This is a genomic window from Hamadaea tsunoensis DSM 44101 (assembly GCF_000428945.1).
GTDB lineage: Bacteria > Actinomycetota > Actinomycetes > Mycobacteriales > Micromonosporaceae > Hamadaea > Hamadaea tsunoensis.
The window spans coordinates 122813-140775 of sequence record NZ_AUAX01000017.1 but is presented as its reverse complement, the minus strand read 5'-3'; the positions used below and the strand labels follow the sequence as shown (position 1 = coordinate 140775).

Annotated in this window: 12 protein-coding genes; 6 read left to right on the top strand and 6 right to left on the bottom strand. The window is 72.3% G+C overall.

From position 1 onward, the window contains the following. Nucleotides 1-30: 30 nt before the first annotated feature. Nucleotides 31-6591 (bottom strand): RHS repeat-associated core domain-containing protein, encoded by a 6561-nt coding sequence (locus G401_RS47915; RefSeq protein WP_051367057.1) that lies wholly within the window; start codon nucleotides 6589-6591, stop codon nucleotides 31-33. Between the two features lie 207 nt (nucleotides 6592-6798). On the opposite strand from G401_RS47915, the gene G401_RS47910 reads away from it, so the two are divergent. Further along, nucleotides 6799-9750, top strand: coding sequence for an AfsR/SARP family transcriptional regulator (locus G401_RS47910; protein ID WP_051367056.1), 2952 nt, complete (start codon nucleotides 6799-6801; stop codon nucleotides 9748-9750). Here the strand turns inward: G401_RS47910 and G401_RS0123800 are convergent. Beyond that, entirely contained in the window at nucleotides 9747-11213 is a 1467-nt protein-coding gene (locus G401_RS0123800; protein WP_027344463.1) for a PrsW family glutamic-type intramembrane protease, read from the bottom strand. The genes G401_RS47910 and G401_RS0123800 overlap by 4 nt on opposite strands. After that, a complete protein-coding gene (locus G401_RS56840) occupies nucleotides 11210-11680 on the bottom strand; it encodes a hypothetical protein (protein WP_027344462.1) in 471 nt (156 codons plus the stop codon). The genes G401_RS0123800 and G401_RS56840 overlap by 4 nt, the downstream gene beginning before the upstream one ends. Nucleotides 11681-11781: 101 nt before the next feature. Between G401_RS56840 and G401_RS0123790 the strand changes: the two genes are divergently transcribed. Together G401_RS0123790 and G401_RS0123785 are read left to right on the top strand one after the other, a co-directional pair. Continuing rightward, nucleotides 11782-12465, top strand: coding sequence for a toxin glutamine deamidase domain-containing protein (locus G401_RS0123790; RefSeq protein ID WP_027344461.1), 684 nt, complete (start codon nucleotides 11782-11784; stop codon nucleotides 12463-12465). Beyond that, on the top strand, nucleotides 12465-12758 hold the full coding sequence (locus G401_RS0123785) for a hypothetical protein (RefSeq protein WP_027344460.1): 294 nt from the start codon (nucleotides 12465-12467) through the stop codon (nucleotides 12756-12758). The genes G401_RS0123790 and G401_RS0123785 overlap by 1 nt, the downstream gene beginning before the upstream one ends. Before the next feature lie 9 nt (nucleotides 12759-12767). Here G401_RS0123785 and G401_RS47905 read toward each other — a convergent pair whose 3' ends face one another. The 3 genes from G401_RS47905 to G401_RS47900 are packed head-to-tail and all read right to left on the bottom strand — an operon-like array spanning nucleotide 12768 to nucleotide 15133. Continuing rightward, nucleotides 12768-13370, bottom strand: a complete 603-nt coding sequence (locus tag G401_RS47905) for a PIN domain-containing protein (protein WP_051367055.1) — start codon at nucleotides 13368-13370, stop codon at nucleotides 12768-12770. Further along, nucleotides 13367-13750: a helix-turn-helix domain-containing protein gene (locus G401_RS0123775; protein ID WP_027344459.1), complete on the bottom strand. Its 384-nt coding sequence runs from the start codon at nucleotides 13748-13750 to the stop codon at nucleotides 13367-13369. Before G401_RS0123775 ends, G401_RS47905 begins: the two co-directional genes overlap by 4 nt. A 45-nt stretch (nucleotides 13751-13795) precedes the next feature. After that, a complete protein-coding gene (locus tag G401_RS47900; protein WP_051367053.1) occupies nucleotides 13796-15133 on the bottom strand; it encodes a UDP-N-acetylmuramoyl-tripeptide--D-alanyl-D-alanine ligase in 1338 nt (445 codons plus the stop codon). A 126-nt stretch (nucleotides 15134-15259) separates the two neighbouring features. Here G401_RS47900 and G401_RS0123765 point away from each other — a divergent pair, with 126 nt between their 5' ends. Genes G401_RS0123765 through G401_RS0123755 form a run of 3 tightly spaced genes read left to right on the top strand, consistent with a single transcriptional unit; the run spans nucleotide 15260 to nucleotide 17921 of the window. Then, on the top strand, nucleotides 15260-15871 hold the full coding sequence (locus G401_RS0123765) for a M15 family metallopeptidase (protein ID WP_027344458.1): 612 nt from the start codon (nucleotides 15260-15262) through the stop codon (nucleotides 15869-15871). Beyond that, nucleotides 15868-16977 carry an alanine racemase gene (gene alr, locus G401_RS0123760; protein WP_051367052.1) on the top strand — a complete coding sequence of 370 codons (1110 nt, stop codon included), beginning with the start codon at nucleotides 15868-15870 and terminating at the stop codon, nucleotides 16975-16977. The genes G401_RS0123765 and alr overlap by 4 nt, the downstream gene beginning before the upstream one ends. After that, nucleotides 16974-17921: a D-alanine--D-alanine ligase family protein gene (locus tag G401_RS0123755; RefSeq protein ID WP_027344456.1), complete on the top strand. Its 948-nt coding sequence runs from the start codon at nucleotides 16974-16976 to the stop codon at nucleotides 17919-17921. Before alr ends, G401_RS0123755 begins: the two co-directional genes overlap by 4 nt. The last annotated feature ends 42 nt before the right edge of the window (nucleotides 17922-17963 follow it).

Here is a 17963-nt window from a genome sequence, read left to right as displayed (position 1 = left end):
GCCTTTCGATGAGGGGTTGTCGGTCGGTCGTCAGTCGAGGCTGTTGCGCCAGCGGGCGAGATTGGCCGCCGCCCGTCTGACCAGGTTCGCGATGGTCGCGGCGGTCACGCCGGCGAGAAGGATCGCCCCGCCGGTGGCGTCGATGACGTTCGGGTGGTGCTGAACGATGGTGCCGACGCCCGAGCGCGTGGCATCCCAGCGGGTCTGCCGCGTCACCACCTTGTTGGACGGCTCGACGCTGTCGAGCTTGCCGGAGATCGTCTCGGCTTCGTCCAGCTCGCGGCTGCGCGGCAGCCGGAAGACGGGCCGGCAGATGCACCGCGAGTCCGGCAGCATCCCGTTGCTGTCGACCAGCACGGTGCCGTCCCCGTCGGGGTGGATCGGGCAGATCTCGGCGGGGTTGTTGTGGACGAGTACCGGACCCGCCATGGTGACCACGTAGTACGTGTGCGCGCCGTCGACCGTCAGGTCACGCATGGCGTGACTGCCGATCCGGTTGCGTACGGCCGCGACCGTGACCGTCGAGCCGTCCGCGGTCCGCAGCCGGTGGCCGGCCTTGAGCTCGGCGGCGTTCACCCACGCGCCGGCCGTGACGTCCCAGAACGGGTGCGTCCAGGTCGTGTGCAGGGTCTCGGTGCGGCCCGCCGCCACCAGGTCCAGGTCGGTGAGGTCCCAGTCCTGGTTCTCGTGCAGGGTGGTGACCTTCTCGGCCCGGGTCTGGCCGGTGACCGGGTCGGTCGCCAGGACCGCGTCGCCGAGGGCGACCGTGCCGATCGGCTTCGTCGTCCCGTCGGCCATCAGGACCAGCGTCGCCGGGTCGAAGCTGTGGCAGCCCGGCGCCTGCCGGGCCACCCCGGCCGCCTCGTCGGTCACGTCGTCGGCGAGGCCGTCGCCCCGGCGCAGCGCGTTGCGGGCGTTGCGCAGGACCTTGCCGCCGGCCGTGCCGACCCCGGCGGTCAGCGCGCCGACCGCGCCGCCGACGGCCATCTCCTTGCCGAGTTCGCCGATGGAGAACTCCTTCTCCCCCTGCGCGACGTCGACGCCGTACTCGGAGCCCGCCGCCGCGGCACCGGCCGCGGCCGCCGCCAGGATCACGCAACCCACGCCGGTCGCGCAGACCGCTCCGACCGCCAGGGTCACCAGCGCCCCGACCACCAGGCCCGTCGCGAACTTCAGCGGATCCTTGCGGATCTCGTTGAAGGTGCTGACGGCCGCGTTGCCGACCGTCTTGCCGACGGTCACGGCCGCCTTCGCGATCGCGCCGCCGACCTTCTTCAACGCGCCACCCAGCGACCAGCGGCCGTCGGCGTCCAGGTAGGTCACCGGGTTGTTGTTGCCGTACGCGTACCCGTGCATCTGCTGCGGGTCGCTGGTGTCGATGACGGGGTCGGCGGAGATGAACCGCCCGGTCGACGGGTCGTACTCGCGGGCGCCGAGGTGGACCAGGCCGGTGTTGTCCCGGGTGCCGCCGACGAAGCCCTTGTCCATCTGCGCCGACCAGGTGCCGGTGCCGCCGCGCGCCTCGCCGAACGGCATGGTCTTGCGCGTGGCGACGGCCTGGGTGACGGCCGTGACCGAGGTCTCGGCCGTGCCGTGCTGGTCGGCGATGATCCAGCTGAGCCCGGCGCCGACCCGGAATCCGATCACCTGACCGGCCTGGGAGTAGTACCGGGTGCCGGTCTTGGCACCGGTACCGGAGGCGAAGCGCAGCTCCTGGCCGGGCAGGTAGAGCGTCGTGCCGGTGGGGTCGCGGCGGATCAGCCGCTCGCCGTCGGCGTCGTACACGAAGGACGACGGTCCCGACGCGTCGCTGGTGGTGGCCAGGTGGCCCTCGGCGTCCCAGGTGAGCGTCTGCTGACCGCCGGCGCTGGGCCTGGTCAGCTGGTTGCCCGCGCCGTCGTAGGTGTAGGCGGCGGTCGTCGTGCTGCCACCGGCCACTGTGGACGTGCTGGCGAGCGTGTGCCGGCCGGCCGTCGGCGTGTAGTCGGTGGTGGTGTCGCCCAGCGCCGAGTGCTGGACGAGCTTCGTGCGGTCGCCGGCCGCGTCGTAGCGGTAGGAGGTCCAGTAGCCGGCCGCGGTCGTGGGTGCCTGGGTGCAGTCGCCGCTGGTGGGTGCCCAGGCTTCGGTCATCCGGCGCAGGTGGTCGGACTGGAAGCACTGGACGTCGGCGGTGTTGAGGTCGGCGATCCGGGTCACGCCGCCGAAGTCGTCGTAGGTGTAGCGGACGTCGGACAGCGTGGTCGGCGCGGTCTGCTTAGCGGCCCAGATCTGACCGAGCCGGCGGGTGACCGGGTCGTAGGTACGCGTGACGCCGACGCTGTTGCCGTTGTTGTTGCGCAGCGTGTAGTTGCCCAGCTCGCCGAGCTGCGTGTAGCCGGTGGCGGTGACCAGGTCGGTCTCCGCGCTGACCCCGTACGCACTGCGCAGCGTGGTCGCCTGGCCGAACGCGTCGTAGCCGGACTTGAGCGTCTCGGTCTTGAGGTCGCCGATCGCGGGTTCGCGGTCGGTGTACTTGGAGCCGTCCTGGTTGTAGGTGGTCGTGTAGTCGTACGTGCCGGCGACACCGGCCTCGGGGATGGTGTAGCGGACCGTGGTCGGCTTGTAGTCGACCGTCAGGCCCAGGTTCTCCTTGGTGTACGCGTCGCCTCCGACGTACCGGGTCGACTTGGTGAGCTGGCCGAGCGCGAGGGTGTCGTACACCCACGTGGTCAGCAGCGGCCCGGTCGCCGAGCCCGAACGCACCGCGGTCTTGCGGCCGAGGGCGTCGTACTCGTTGACGAGCACCTGGCCGCGGCCGTCGGTGGTGGTGAGCGCCTCACCCGCGTCGGAGTAGGTGGTCAGGACCGTGCCCTTGTCGGGGTCCACCACCTTGGTCTGCCGCCCGTGCAGGTCGTAGGCGTAGGTCCAGCGGGCGCCCCCCGCGTCGGTGATCCCGACCAGCTGCCCCTTGCGGTCGTACGCGTACCTGGTGGCGTCGAAGCCCGCCGGGTCGGACCCGCCGGCCGCGACGCCGGTGTGGTACTGGCGCAGCTCGACGGTCTTGCCCTCGGCGTCGACGATCGTCGAGCTGACGATGCCGCCCTGGGGCGGGGTCACGTCGGTGCGGTCGCCGCCGTAGGCGGTCGTGGTCCGCCACATCTCGGTGCCGCCGGGACTTCCGCCGGGCGGCGCGCTGCGGACGAACACGCTCGCCGTCGCACGGCCCGCCCCGTCGTAGACGGTGACCGTCTGGCTCGGCACGACCGTGGTGGAGCGGATCAGATCGGTGCCCGGCGCGTACGCCGAGATGTAAGGGTCGTTGGTCCGCGAGGAGCGACCGGCCGAGTCGTAGTAGGCGTCGGTGACCACGGCGTTGGCGCCGGCGCCGGACGGGTCGAGGCTCTGCGTCTGGCGCGGCCGCAGCAGGCCGTCGTAGAGCTGGTAGGACACGGTGTAGCCGCCCGCGGCGTTGAGCTTGCGGGTGGTCACGACCGTGGCCGCGTTGTTGCGGGCCAGATAGTCGAACGTCATGTTCGGCGTCTGGTTGCCCGACCGGTCGCGGCCCGGCAGCCAGACCGCGGTCGTCCGGCCGAGCCCGTCGTACGCGAGCTCGGTACGCCGGCCGTTCGCGTCGACGGTGACCAGTGGCAGCCCCCAGGCCGGGTCGAGCGTCGTGGTGGTCGCCCAGCCGAGGGGGTTGCGGGTCAGGGTCTGGGTGACCGGGCCGCCGGCCGCCGGCGTGTACTGGGTGGTCGTGGCGCCCTTGAGGTCGGTCACCTTGACCGAGCGGCCGTAGGAGTCGTACTCCGAGATGGCCTTGACGAGGTAGGTGGGGCTGCCCGCGTTGTACGCCTTGAGCCCTTCCTGCTTCGTGACGTCGCCCTTGGTCGGGGCGGCGCCGAGCGCCTGGCCGTCGTAGTAGGTCCGGTCGTCGGCGGCGACGTCGTCGTCGGTGAGGCCGCCCGCGTTCGCCTTCGCGCAGCCGACGGCGAATCCGCGTACCCGCGAGACCGGGGTGAGCAGGTTGAGCGAGGTGTTGCGGGCGTAGTCGGTCAGCGTGCACTTCTCGTCGCCGGTGACCTGGTCGTCGCCGTGGTCGTCCACGGTGGTCGGCAGGCCGTAGCCGTCGAACGTGGTGAACGAGCTCGTGGTGCGGTTGCCCCGGCCGCCGTCCAGCGCGGTACGCGTGCGCGTGCCGGCGACGGCGGCGTACCGGGCGGTGACGGTGCTGCCGTTGACGGTGCGGGTCGCGGTCGCGGCGGACTGCCACGGCTCGGACACGACCCCGGAGACTTCGGCGGTCCCGTTGTAGGTGATCGATTCACGGGTCATGCCCGCGTACGCCTCCTCGTCGGTGGCCGCCGGGGCGCCGCCCGCGGCCGGCAGCGTGCCGCCCATGCCGCGGAAGTAGCGCTCCTCGCTGACGGACTGCTCGCCGGGGTCGCCCTTGGTCGCCCGGACGGCGCCGTAGCCGCGCCACACCGACCAGGTCTTGTAGTCGGCGCCGACGATGCCGTCGTCGTCGGTGTAGTGCCAGGCGGGATCGCCGACGTAGTCGTACTGGGTGATCGTGCGCGACGGGCTGGAGTTGGTCAGGTCGGTCTCGGTGACGACCTTGACGACGTACTTGTGGAAGTAGTCCAGGATCGGCGCGGTCTTGCCGTCGGGGACCCACTTGACCGGATAGCAGCGCAGGTGGTTGGCCGCCAGGTTGCCGGCGTCGGGCATCCGGGAGCCGGCGACGCAGTCACGGTCGGAGTAGGTGACCTCAATCCGGCCGCCGTACTCGGTGTTGACGTCCTTGATCCGCCACCAGTTCATGGCGGTGTAGCCGTCGGTGGTCGTGTCGACGCGGTTGTTGAGCTGGACGCCGGTGAAGGTGACGTCCGGCATGGCGGTCGCGGTCCCGTTCAGGCCGGTGTGCGAGATCCGGTCCAGCCACAGGCCGGCCCGGGTGCCGTCGCCCGGGTTCGGGAACGAGTGCGTCAGCGTCCACGACTCGACGTCCTTGCCGCCGGTCTTCATGGTGACCTTCGCGAGCCGCTTGGTCGTCCAGAACGTCGGCGAGTAGTTGCGGCACGGGCTGCCGGTGCAGTCCTGGTCCCACGGGACGTCCGGCCAGTGCGCCGCGTCGTGCGTACCGCAGTCGGCGAGGCAGCGGTCGGCGGTGTCGAAGACCACCTGCATCGGCGCGGCTTCGGAGCGGTCGGTACGCGTACCGTAGTCGATCCGGTTGAGGTAGGCCGCCCGGTCGTAGGACACCACGTCGGTGTCCTTGAGGTTGCGGGCGTACTTGCCGGTCTCCTTGGTGTAGACGTAGGTCATCGTGTTGCCGTGGGTGTCCACCACGTGGTCGAGGTTCCAGCGCCAGGCCTGCGCGCAGAACGAGTCCGCGAACGCCGCGGCGTGGCAGGGTTCGCCCGTCTGGTTGCCCGCGACCGTGACGTTCAGCGTGGTGGCGGCGTTGTTGCCGAACCAGTACTGCGTCCCGTCGGGGGTGGTGGCGACCCAGTACTCGCCGTTGCGCGCGCCGTTGGCCGCACCGGTACGCCGTTCGACCCGGGTGCCGTCCTCGGCCCGCAGGTGCCACGTCCCCGATCCGTCGACCAGCAGCTCGCCGGCGTGCCCGGACATCGCCAGGGAGGCGTTGTCGGTCGCCCAGCACAGGTCGCCGGTCTTCGTGGCGTTGTTGCCGCCGGTCATGTCCTCGGAGCAGTTGCGGTACTTGCGCTCGATGTAGCCGGCGTCCAGCTCGAAGCCCTCGCCGATCCAGCTGGGCTGGTTGTTGGAGGCCGCCATCCGGCCGTCCACACTGGAAGACGAGTAGCTCAGCGCCACCCCGGGCGTCGGGCCGCCGAGCGCCGGCGGGCTGCGCATCGGGTAGCTCCAGGAGAAGTCGCCGGAGTTCCCGCCCGCCGTCCAGGTGCCCGACGACGCGAGCGGGGTCGCCGAGTAGCTGCCGGAGTCGCCCGACGGGCCCGCCGACAGCGCCATCAGCGCGCCCGCCCGCGGCGTGACGGTCGCCGTGGCGGTACGCGTCGCGGCGTTGTTGCTCGTCGCGACGGCGTGGCCCTGGCACTGCGGAAGGTCGGGGGTGCTCAGCGCGCAGTCGGGCAGTTCGACGAACCGCAGCCGCTGCGCCCAGCCACCGCCGTACGCCCACTGGTACGCGGAGTAGTCGGCGACGACGGTCGCTTGTGGACTGGTTCCGTCGACGCGCATCAGGAGGGCCTGTGCGCCGGCCTTCACCGCGGTCGCGTGGTCGAACGTGGACACGCGCACCTTGCCGGCGGTGCCCGACACCCATACCGGTGCCGTTCCGGCGCGGACGGCCTGCGCGGTGTACTCGGCCCGCGCGCCGAGCCGGTGCTCCTCGGCATCCGTCGCGGCCGCCCGCAGATCGAGGTCGGCGCTGGCGGCCGCCGGCCACACCGGCGCGGGCGGGGTCCATTTCCCGCCGGTCGCCGCGGCGGCCACGGGGCGTACGCGCGTACCGGGGACGGGCTTCTCGCGCTGCACCGGCGCGGGCCGGTAGGGCGCCTGCGCGGCCGCGGCGGGGGGCGGCGCGACCAGCAGGCCGGCGAGCAGCGTGGCGGACGCGGCGATGATCAATGCGGGTGATCGACGGGATCGTCGGTGATCGGACGAGAACGTAGCCATGGGGGGAACACGCCTCCGGACATGATCGGGAACCACCGATCGCGAGGCTAGGCAGGGCCACTTGAATACCTCTGTATTCCGGCCGTACCTTCTGACACGATGACCCCGAGCATGATCAATGCGGGGGGTCACACGATGTCAATGAAGACGACTGTGTCAATGGAGACGGCCGTGCGGATCGGGCTGCTGGGGCCGGTCACCGTCTGGTACGGCGGAGCGCCGGTCCCGCTCGGCCCGAGCATGCAGCGCACCGTTCTCGCCGTCCTCGCCCTCGACGCCCGCCGGGCCGTCTCCGTCGACCGCATCGCCCGGGCGCTGTGGGGCGAGGACCTGCCCGACCGACCGCACGGTCTCATCCAGACCTACGTCTCGCGGCTGCGTACCGCGCTGCGGCCGGCCCAGGTCGGCATCGAGCTCGCCGGGGCCGGATACACGCTGACGGCCGGACCGGACACTGTGGACGTCGTCGACTTCCGCGCCCGCGTCGTCGCCGCCCTCGCCCAGCCCGACGCCGCCGCACTGCGCGCCGCCCTCGCGCTGTGGCGCGGCGAGGCCCTGGCCGGCCTGCGCGCGACCCCGACCGTCCAGCGCATCCGGCAGGCCCTGACCACCGAGCGCCTGACCGCGCTCGGGGAATGCCTCGACCGCGAACTGGCCGCCGGTCACCACCGGGAGCTCATCGCCGAACTCGCCGCCCTGCACGACGAGCATCCCTCGCACGAACGCTTCCTGGCTCAGCTCATGACCGCGCTGCAGGCCGACGGCCGCCGCTCCGAAGCCCTGCAGCGGTACGCCGACGCGCGTCGCGTGCTCGCCGAGGAGTACGGGCTGGATCCCACCCCGCAGCTGCAGGAACTGCACGCGCGGATGCTGCGCGACGAACCCGGCCGGCCCGCGCCCGCCGCGGCCGCCCCGCTCCCCCGGCCGCCGCGCCGGCTGCCGCACGACGTCGGCGATTTCACCGGCCGCGACAGCGAGGTCGCCCGGCTCACGGCCCTCATCGAGGCCGGGTCCGCGAAGACGGTCATCGCGGCCATCGACGGCATGGCGGGCATCGGCAAGACGACCCTCGCCGTCCATCTCGCCCACCGCCTGGCCGGCCGGTTCCCCGACGGCCAGCTGTTCATCGACCTGCGCGGCTTCGTCGAGGGGCACCCGCCGCTCGACGTCGGCGAGGCGCTGTCGGCCCTGCTCGGCGCGCTTGGCGTACCGCCGGCGAAGATCCCGGTCGAGGTGTCCGAACGCGTCTCGCTCTGGCAGGACACCATGGCCCACCAGCGGGTCCTCGTCGTCCTCGACAACGCGGCGACCGCCGAGCAGGTCCGCCCGCTGATCCCCGGCACCGCCGGCTCCCTCACCCTGGTCACCTCGCGCCGCCGGCTGTCGCTCGACGGCGGCCTGACCGTCTCGCTGGACGTCCTCGACGAGACCGACGCGCGTACGCTGTTCGCCCGCATCGCCGGTGACCGCGTACGCGCCGAGCCCGAAGCCGTCGACGAGGTGCTGAGGCTGTGCGGCCATCTGCCGCTGGCGATCCGGGTGGCCGGTTCCCGGCTGGCCCACCGTTCGACGTGGACGGTCGGGTTCCTCGCGGCCCGGCTGCGTACCGAGCGCCGGCGGCTGGCCGAACTGCGCAGCGGCGACCGCGACGTCCGCGCCGCCTTCGATCTGTCCTACCTGGACCTGAGCGCGCCGGCCCGGACCCTGCTGCGCCTGCTCGGTACGCACCCGGGGCCCGACTTCACCCCGCACGCCGTCGCGGCCCTGCTGGGTACCGACCCCGGCGACGCCGAACAGCAGCTCGAAGAGCTCCTCGACCTGCATCTGCTGCTGCAGCGTACGCCCGGCCGCTACCGCTTCCACGACCTGCTGCGCGAGTACGCCGCACCGTTGGCGGCCGACGACGAGCGGGCCGCGGGGCTGGACCGGCTGCGCGACTTCTACCGCGAGGCGGCGGCCCACGCGATGGACACGTACGCCCCGGCCGAGCAGCGCCACCGCCCGCGGATCGGGCCGACCGGACTCGACCTGCCCCGGTACGCCGACGGCAGCGCGGCGCTGGAGTGGCTCGACGCCGAGCGGGCGAACCTCACCGCCATGGCCCCGTACGCGCCCGGCGACCTGTCCGGCGTGCTGTTCCGCTACTTCGACTCGCGGTCCCTGCACGAGCAGGCGATGACGGTGCACACGGCAGCCGTCGGCGACACCGATCCGCACGCGCGGGCGTCGGGCCACAACGGGATCGGCAACGTGGCCATGCGACGCGGCGACTACGCCCTGGCGAAGGTGCATTTCGAGGCGGCCATGGACATCCTGCGCACGGTCGGCGACCGCGCACGCGAAGGTCGGGTCCTGCTCAATCTCGGCCTCATCCAGGGCCGCCTCGGGCTGCGGGAGCAGGCCGTCGAGAGCATCGAGCGGAGCCGGGCGATCTCCGTCGAGGACGGCGACGTCCTCGGCGAAACCCGCTGCCTGATCAATCTGGCCGTCATGCACCGGGAACTCGGCCGGCCGCAGACCGCCCTGTCACTCATGGAACTCGCCCTCGCCCGGTCCCGCGGGGTGGGCGCCCAGCTGATCATCGGGATGTCGCTGCTCGGTCTCGGACTGTCGCATCTGGACCTGGGCGACCACGCCCAGGCGCTCGTCCAGCTGGAGGAGGCCCTGGCGGTCCTGCGGCAGGTGGGCGACCGGTCCGGCGAAGCCGGTGTGACCGAGAGCATCGGCCGGGCCCTGGCCGGCCTGGGCCGCTTCGAGGAGGCCGTCGCGCACCACGAGCAGGCCCTGGTCATCAGCCAGGAGATCGGCAGCCGGCACAATCACCAGCACGCGCTCAACTCGTACGGCGAGACTCTGACGGCCCAGGGGCGACCGGCGGAAGCGCTGCTGCGCCATGACGAGGCGGTGGCCATCGCCACCGCGATCGGATCGCCGGACGGCCGCGCCCGCGGCCACGAAGGCGCGGGCCGGGCGCTGCTGGCCCTCGACCGGCCGCAGGCGGCGCGGGACCGGCTGCGCGCGGCGCTGGAGCTCTACGACCAGCTCGGTTTCGCGACCCGCGATCGGGTGGCGAAGACCCTGGCGGAGCTCACCACCGTCGCGTCCGATTAGGAACCCGGACGCGGCAGCGGCGCCGGCGTGACCGGGGCCGGCGTGGGGTGGGCTGCGACCCGCAGACCGCTGATCCGCCGGCGCAGCGAATCCTCGGAGCCGACCGGCTCGAACTCGCCGCGCTCGCGTCGCCAGCGGGCGAACACGAGGTCGAGCTGAGCCGCCTGCAGGCGCCGCACCTGGCGGTAGGTCGTGAGGCCGCCCTCCCGCAGGGCCGCCAGCCGCAGCCGGAACCGGCGGGGCGGGTCGATCAGCGCCGGCAGCTCGTCGACCGTGATGGCGCCGGACCCGCTGGCCGCCTCGGCGAGCAGCAGCCGGTAGACCTCGCGGGTCTCGTAGCGCAGCGCCAGCAGCACCAGGAACATCAGCGCGGCGAACGCCGGTCCTTTGAGGAGGACGAGGTTGAGCGGCTGCATGACGAACAGCTGCAGGGTCGCGTTGGCGGATTCGAGATAGAAGTGCCCCATCGCCATCGCGTCCCAGGTCAGGTGGGCGGCGACGGCGAAGGCGAAGGCGCCGCCGACGCTCAGGATCCGCCGGCCCCAGTCCGGCAGTTGCAGGGCGAGGCCGACACCGGCGCCGATGATCCCGGCGTACGTGGCGTGGCTGACCAGCAGCCCGGTCACCTGCCGGTACCAGTGCTGGTACAGGACGGAGTCGAAGTCGTGGGTCATGTAGGACAGCGACTCGGCGAACTGGAAGCCGAGCCCGACGCAGGCGCCCAGGACGATGCCGCCCAGCATGCCGTCGATCCGGCGCCGGAAGAGCAGCACCAGGACCACCACTCCGGCAGCCTTCACGAGTTCCTCGGGCCCGGCCGCCGCGGCGGCGTGGGCGATGATCGTCGCGGTGCCGGGCAGCAGGTCGCGCTGGATGATCACGTGCAGCGTGCCCTCGACCATCTGGGCGAAGTACGACGCGACCACCGCGCCCCAGGCCCACGCGGCCAGGATCAGCCGCCAGGGCGCCCGGTGGTTGCGCTGCATGCGGCGGAACGCCCACAGCGCGAACAAGGTCGTCGGAATCGTCAGGCCCACCCCACGCCAGGCCACGCCCATCTCGGCCAGGGCGAAGAACAGCAGGGGGACGCCGGGCACGGCGAACACCAGGCCGCCGCCGATCGCCCAGGCCCGCCAGCGCGTACGCGCGGAGGAGGTGGACGCGCCGACGGAGAAGCCGACGGTGGCCGCCACGACCGCGGCGAGGAGCACGACGCCGCAGATGACGAGGTTGACAATGCCGAAGACGCGCAGCGTCTCCTCGTCGTCGCGGGCGATGGCGACGGCCGCGGCGACGAGGATGAGCAGGACGAGACCGAGTCCGATCGCGAACGCCGACAACAGCCGCCCCAACCGGTACGCGGCGGGGTCCTCCGGCGGCGTGATCCGCGCGAACGTTGCCGGCGGCCGGAACTGCGGCGGCACCGGCCGGTACGCCGGCGGCGCCGGGACGGGGTCCGTCATAGCCTGATCTCCACGTGCCCCCAGGCCAGCACGGCGACGACCCGGCCGGCGTCCAGCTCCTCCAGCACGAACTGGTAGTCGCCCGGCGGCACGGCCGAGGTGGTGCTCACCGGCACCGGATGGGCCGCCAGGTCGGCCAGCCCGGTACGCCCGGCCTGGGCGGTGCGGTAGCCGAAGGCGTCGTACCAGGTGGCGCGCAGAGCCCCGGACCGGTCGCTCGCCAGGGGGTCGACCGCCGCCGCCGGGATCTCCCCGGTGGAGAACGTCGACCGCGGCGTCGAGCCGATCGAGTTGGTCGCCAGGTCGTAGGCGTAGTAGCGCAGGCTGATCGGGTCGCTCCCCCGGTGCGCGGGCGGCCAGGTCACCGCCAGGGCCACGGCCGCGGCGGCGAGAATCAGGGCGGCGACGGCGCCGAGGGCGGTCAGCACGATGATCGGCGTACGCGGCGGATCGGATCGGACCGTCATGACACCCCTTCCGGTCATCCCGATGCGCTACCCTAGCCCAATATTGCAGCGAATGATGCACATGTGTGTCTGACCACTGTCGACACCGAGGACGGGGGACCATGCTGCTGAGCTTCCTGGCCGACGGGGTCCCGATCGACTGCGGTGGGGTCGCCGACGGGCTGGCCGGCTGCTACGGCTCGCTGCCCGCGCTCGGGATCGCCCTCGTGACCGCGCTCGCCGGTGCCGCGGTCGCCGGGCACGCGCTGCTGGCGACCGCGCTGCCGCAACTGCTCAACAACCTGGCGGGCGTACCGAAGGGGACCGCGCTCGACCCGGGCGTCGTCGTCGATCCGGCGGGTGTCTCCGGCCGGCAGTGGTGGGGTCCCGCGTCGACCACGCTGCGCGGCGGCACCTATTACATTCCGCGTACGCCGGCGCTGCACAACCTGATCAATCCCGGCCGCGGCAAGCTGAACTGCCGGGCCTGCGCGCTCGCGGTCGACGCCACCCTCGCCGGGAACCCGGCGAGCGCGCTTCCCCACATCGTCGGCGGCCCCTACACGCCGATCGAGGAGTACTACGGCCGCGAGTTCGTGCCGATGTCAGGCCTGAGCGCGGTCGTGGAGCAGATGGCCAAGGCGGGGCCTGGCGCGCGCGGGATCGTCTACGGGCAGCTGGGCTCGAAGGCACACGTCTGGAACGTCATCAACGACAAAGGTAAGATCGTCTTCCTGGACGGCCAGAGCGGTATCGCCAGCGACACGACGAAATGGCGCTACTACCGATTGCTGAGGACGAACTGATGCCCACCGATCAGGAGGCGATCGACGCCGCGCTCGCCTACGTGGCCCGCGAGGGTCTCGTCGACCCCGGCATCGCGCTCGCCACGAAACCCGAATGGATCCGGCGCGTCGACGGCGCCGTCGTGGTCGGCTACAACTCGGCGGACTTCGCCCGGACCGGCGACCCGCGCACGAGCCTGCTCGGCACATCGCCGATCCGGGTGGACGAGGCGACCGGCGCCTGCTCGGAGATCACCATGGCGGAGTTCTTCGAGCTCTTCGGCGACGACGAGGAGCCGAGAGAAGACTCCTGACGCTCGGCGCTACGACTCGTCGGACAGGAGCAAGCGGGTCACCAGGTTCGCCGTCTCCGGTGCGCCGGATCGGCGGAGCGCCTCGATCGTCGACTGGTCGGTGGCCCCTTTCAGCGACGCCACGGCCGTCTGGTGTGCGAGGAGCATCTGCGGTTCGAACTCGGCGAGAAGCCGGCTGAACAACTGGTCGGGCGTGACGACCTCGATGCCGAAGGGGGCGACAACGCCGGTCGGAAAGTCCCTGATGTTCGACGTGCACAGCACGGTCGCTTCGGCCGCCAAGGCCGCGGCCAGGACATGCCGGTCGTCTTCGTCGGGAAGGGCAATGCCCACCAGCATTCGCAGATGCTCTTCACCGGGTTCGACCTCGGCGAATGGAAAGGCACGATTCATCGCGCGTACAAGCCGGCCGGCCGCCGCCTCGTCGAAACCAGGAATGTTCTCTTGGAGGTGTTCGGTGGCTTCGGCAAGAATTTCAGCGCTCCACGTGACCGCGATGATCTCTTGGTCGGCCGCGTAGAGCAGGTAGTCACGCAACACACGTGAGTACAAGACGTTCGCGTCAGCCAGGACGACACGGATGAGATCCGCCTCATCGCCAGGGTGTGTCATTCGGTAAGGCCGAGTTCATTCTGCAGCGCGGCAAGGTCAGCCAGCGCCTCATGGCGGCGCGGACGCTCGGACGCGAGGAACGCCCGGATCGAGGAGACGCGGATCCGATGGTGGGTGCCGACCTTGCGGAATTGCAGCAGCCCCTGATCCATCAACTTGCGTACCTGGGGGCGCGACATACCCAGCAAGACCGCTGCCTCGGTCGGCGTGACTTCGGTGCTGCGCGGAGTCACGACGATCTCCTCGCCGCGTGCTCGGGCATCGATCAGCTCTGACATCAGTTCGGCGGTCTCTCGCGACAAGGCCACTCGCACTTCGGGACCAGACCTGGCCAAGGCTCGATGAAGCGCCTCGGCGTCGCGTACTAGCAGATCGCTCACATCGAGCCCCTAACTGATCCAACTGCATCATCTGCAATAACTGTATCAGGCTGACTTGTCTGTCGCGGGCGTCGGACTGCTCAGATGGAGCCTCAAATCCCGGCTGAGCGCGTCGAGTCCTGCCGCACGCGATCCCTTGACCAGCACCGTGTCCTCCGGGCCGAGGTGCTCCCGCAGCCAGTGCACCGCCGACGGGATGTCGCTGAAGCCGATCCCGCTCGCGTACGCCGTCGCGCCCACCGACAGCACGACATCGACGCCGAGCGCCCGGGCGTGCGAGCCGATGCCGGCGTGGGCCGAGGCGCTGGCTTCGCCGAGTTCTCGCATCGGGCCGAGGACCGCGATCGTGCGGCCCGCGCGTCCGCTGCCGATCGACACGAGCGTCCTGAGTGCCGCGCGCATCGCCTCGGGGTTGGCGTTGTAGGTGTCGTCGAGGACGATGAGGCCGTCCGCGTGGTGCGACACCGCCATCCGCAACGGCGACACCTCTTCCACAGTGGACAGCCGTTGCGCGATCGTGTCCAGCGGTACGCCGACCGCGAGTGCCGCGGCGGCGGCCGCGCACGCGTTGGCCACCTGGTACGCGCCCGACTGGTGCAGGCGTACGCGATGCCAGATGCCGGCGTGTCCCAGGGAGAACGTGGGCCGGGCGAGCCGGTCCAGGTGCAGGCCGCGCCAGGTGACGTCGCCCCGCTCCCCGAAGGTGAGGACGCGGGCGGGGGTCGGCATGGCCGCGACCCGGGGATCGTCGGCGTTGAGGACCGCGACGCCGTCGCCGGGCAGCGCGGCGGGCAGTTCGCCCTTGGCCGTGGCGGTCAGGTCGAGCGACCCGAAGGCGCCGACGTGGGCCGAGCCGACGCCGAGGACGACGGCGACGCGGGGTGGCGCGATGTCGCACAGGTAGGACAGGTGCCCGACGCCGCGCGCGCCCATCTCCAGGACGAGGAGGTCGCTGTCGGGCCGCAGCCGCAATGCGGTCAGCGGTACGCCGAGTTCGTTGTTGCGGTTGCCTTCGGTGGCGACCGCGCCGGGCAGCAGGGCCGCGAGGTAGTCCTTGGTGGTGGTCTTGCCGTGCGATCCGGTCACCGCCAGCACGGTCGGGGCGACCGCCCGGACGACGTGGCGGGCCAGCCGGCCGAGGGCGGCCACCGGGTCGGGGACGACGACGGTGGGGCGGCCGGTGGGCCGGGAGCCGAGGACGGCGTACGCGTGCGCGGCGAAGGAATGCCCGTCGACCCGGTCGCCGGCGACGGCGACGAACAGGCCGCCGGGCTGCGCGAGCCGGCTGTCGAGGTACGCGGGGCCGGTCACCACGAGCGCCGGATCACCGCTCACGGTGCCTCCGGTGACGGCGGCGATGTCGGCGAGGCTCAGCGGGATCATGGTTCGATGATGTGCGGGGCGGGGTCCGGCGGCCTCCTCCCGTGGTTCCGGCGGCTCAGCCTTGAGGACCGATGATCGGCACCTCAGACGGAGGTACCGGGCGGCCGTGGCGGCGACCGTGGTGCGATGCCCATCCTGCTGTCGGACCCGAGGGTTTCCGCCGTCCCCGTCCGTGCCGTCGATGAACCCCTGGTCGTCCTCGATCCCGCCATCGGACCCGGTCAGATCCTGGTACGCGCGGAGCTGGCCCGTCGGTTGGAGGCAGCTCAGGCCGCCCTGCCGGCGGGAGTCGGCCTGCGGGTGGTGGAGGGCTTCCGGACGGCGTACCGGCAGCAGGAGATCATCGAGCGGTACGCGACCGAGATCCGTGCCGACCGGCCCGGCGTCGGCGAGGCGGAGCTGCACGTGCTCACCAGCCGGTTCGTCGCTCCGCTGGCGGTGGCGCCGCACGTGGCGGGGGCCGCCGTCGACGTGACCCTGGTCGAGGAGTCCGGCCGGGAACTCGATCTGGGCACTCCGATCGACGCCACGCCGGAGCAGTCCGGCGGCCGCTGCTACTTCGCCGCCGACGGGATCAGCCGCGAGGCACGGGCCAACCGGGATCTGCTCGCGCGGGTGCTGGAGGGCGAAGGGCTGGTCAACTATCCCACCGAGTGGTGGCACTACTCGTTCGGCGACCGGTACTGGGCGCTGGCCACCGGGGCCGGCGCCGCCCATTACGGTCCGGTGGTCCCGTGAACCTGCTGGCGCTGCGGCCTCAGGCGACCCTGCAGGTCGACCTGGACGCGGTCACCGCCAACGTGCGTACCATCCGGGCCCGCACGCGGGGCGAGGTGATGGCGGTGGTCAAGGCCGACGGTTTCGGCCACGGCCAGCTCGACGTCGCGCGGGCCGCCCTGGCCGGCGGCGCGACCCGGCTGGGGGTGACGAGCATCGACGAGGCCCGGCCGCTGCGGGCCGGCGGCCTGACCGTGCCCGTTCTCAGCTGGCTCAACGCGCTCGACGCCGACTTCGCCGCGGCGGTGGGGCTCGGCCTGGAGCTGGGGGTTCCGGGGCTCGAACATCTGCACGCCGTCGCCCGGACCGCGCCGGGTGCCCGGATCCACCTGCAACTGGACACCGGCATGGGCCGCGACGGCGCCGAGCCCGCCGAATGGGACCAGCTCTGCCGGGACGCCCGGGTGGCCGAGCAGCTGGGCCTCGTCCGCGTGGTCGGCGTCATGGGGCACCTGCCGTGCGCCGACCGGCCTGGCCATCCGGCCAACGCGCGGGGCCGCGACCGGTTCGCCTGGGGGCTGCGGGTGGCCGAAGCCGCGGGGCTGCGCCCGGTCGACCGCCATCTCGCCGCGACGGCCGCCACGCTGAGCGATCCGCTGTCGCACCACACCATGAGCCGGATCGGCGCGGGCCTGGTGGGCATCGACGAGTCGGGGACCGTGCGGCTGCGGCCCGCGCTGACGCTGACCGCTCCACTGGTGACCGTCCGCCGCGTCCCGGCCGGTACGCCGGTCGGCTACGGGCACACCTGGACGGCCCGCCGGGCGACCCGGCTGGGTCTGATCCCGGTCGGGTACGCCGACGGGCTGCCCCGGCTGGCCTCAGGCCGGGCCGAAGTGTGGGTCGGCGGTGTCCGCCGCCCGGTCGCCGGCCGGATCTCGATGGACATGACCGTCGTCGATCTGGGACCGGACACGGCCGCGGCCGTCGGCGACCACGTCACCGTTTTCGGCCCGGGCTCGTGCGGCGAGCCCACCACGGCGGACTGGGCCGGCTGGGCCGAAACCCTCGAACACGAGATCGTCACGGGCCTCAGCGCCCGGCTGCACCGAAGGAGTTCCTCATGAACAGCACCCGCGTCGCCGTGATCGGCGGCGGCCGCAACTGCGAGCACGACGTCTCGCTCGCCTCGGCGGCCGCCGTGGGCCAGGGCCTCAGGGAGGCGGGCTATCACGCCGTCCCGCTCACCATCGATCCCGCCGGCATGTGGCGTGACGCGGAGGACCGCCCGATCGGCCTGGCCGGGGCGGTCCACGTCCTGCGTTCCTGCGCGGTGGCCTTCCCGGTCCTGCACGGCCCGCACGGCGAGGACGGCACCCTGGCCGCCCTCTGCGACCTCGCCGAGGTGCCGTGGGTCGGCTCGCCGCTGGGCGCCGGCGCGCTGGCGATGGACAAATGGGCCACCAAGCTCGTCGCCGGCGCGCTCGCCATCGCCACCGCACCCGCGCGGCTGCTCACCCGCGCCACCATGCACGTGTACGCGTACACGCACCCGGTCGTCGTCAAACCGGTCGCCGCCGGCTCCAGCCACGGAGTGACCCTGGTACGCGAGGCCGCCGCGCTCGGCCCGGCCCTGGAGTCCGCGTTCGCCCACGACGACCGGGTGCTGGTCGAGGATCTCGTGATCGGCCGCGAGATCGACGTGGCCGTCCTGGGCCGCCCCGACGGATCCCGGATCGTGGCGCCGGCCCTGGAGATCCGCGTACGCGAAGGGGAGATCTTCGATCACGCGGCCAAGTACGGCGCGCCGGAGTTCGTCGTCCCCGCCCCGCTGGACGAGGTGGCCCGCAAGGAGCTCGAACAGGCGGCGGTGGGCATGTACGACGCCCTGGGCTGTGCCGGGGTCGCCCGGGTCGACTTCTTCGTGACCGGCGACGGCCCGGTCCTCAACGAGGTGAACACGACGCCCGGCTTCACCGCGCACTCGCAGGTGCCCAGGATGTTCGCCGCGGCCGGAACGCCCTTCGGAGCCCTGCTCGACCTCCTCGTACGCGATGCGCTGCGGCCCTGATCCCGCGTGGCGATCGTCACCCGTATTGCCGGGCGGGCCGCG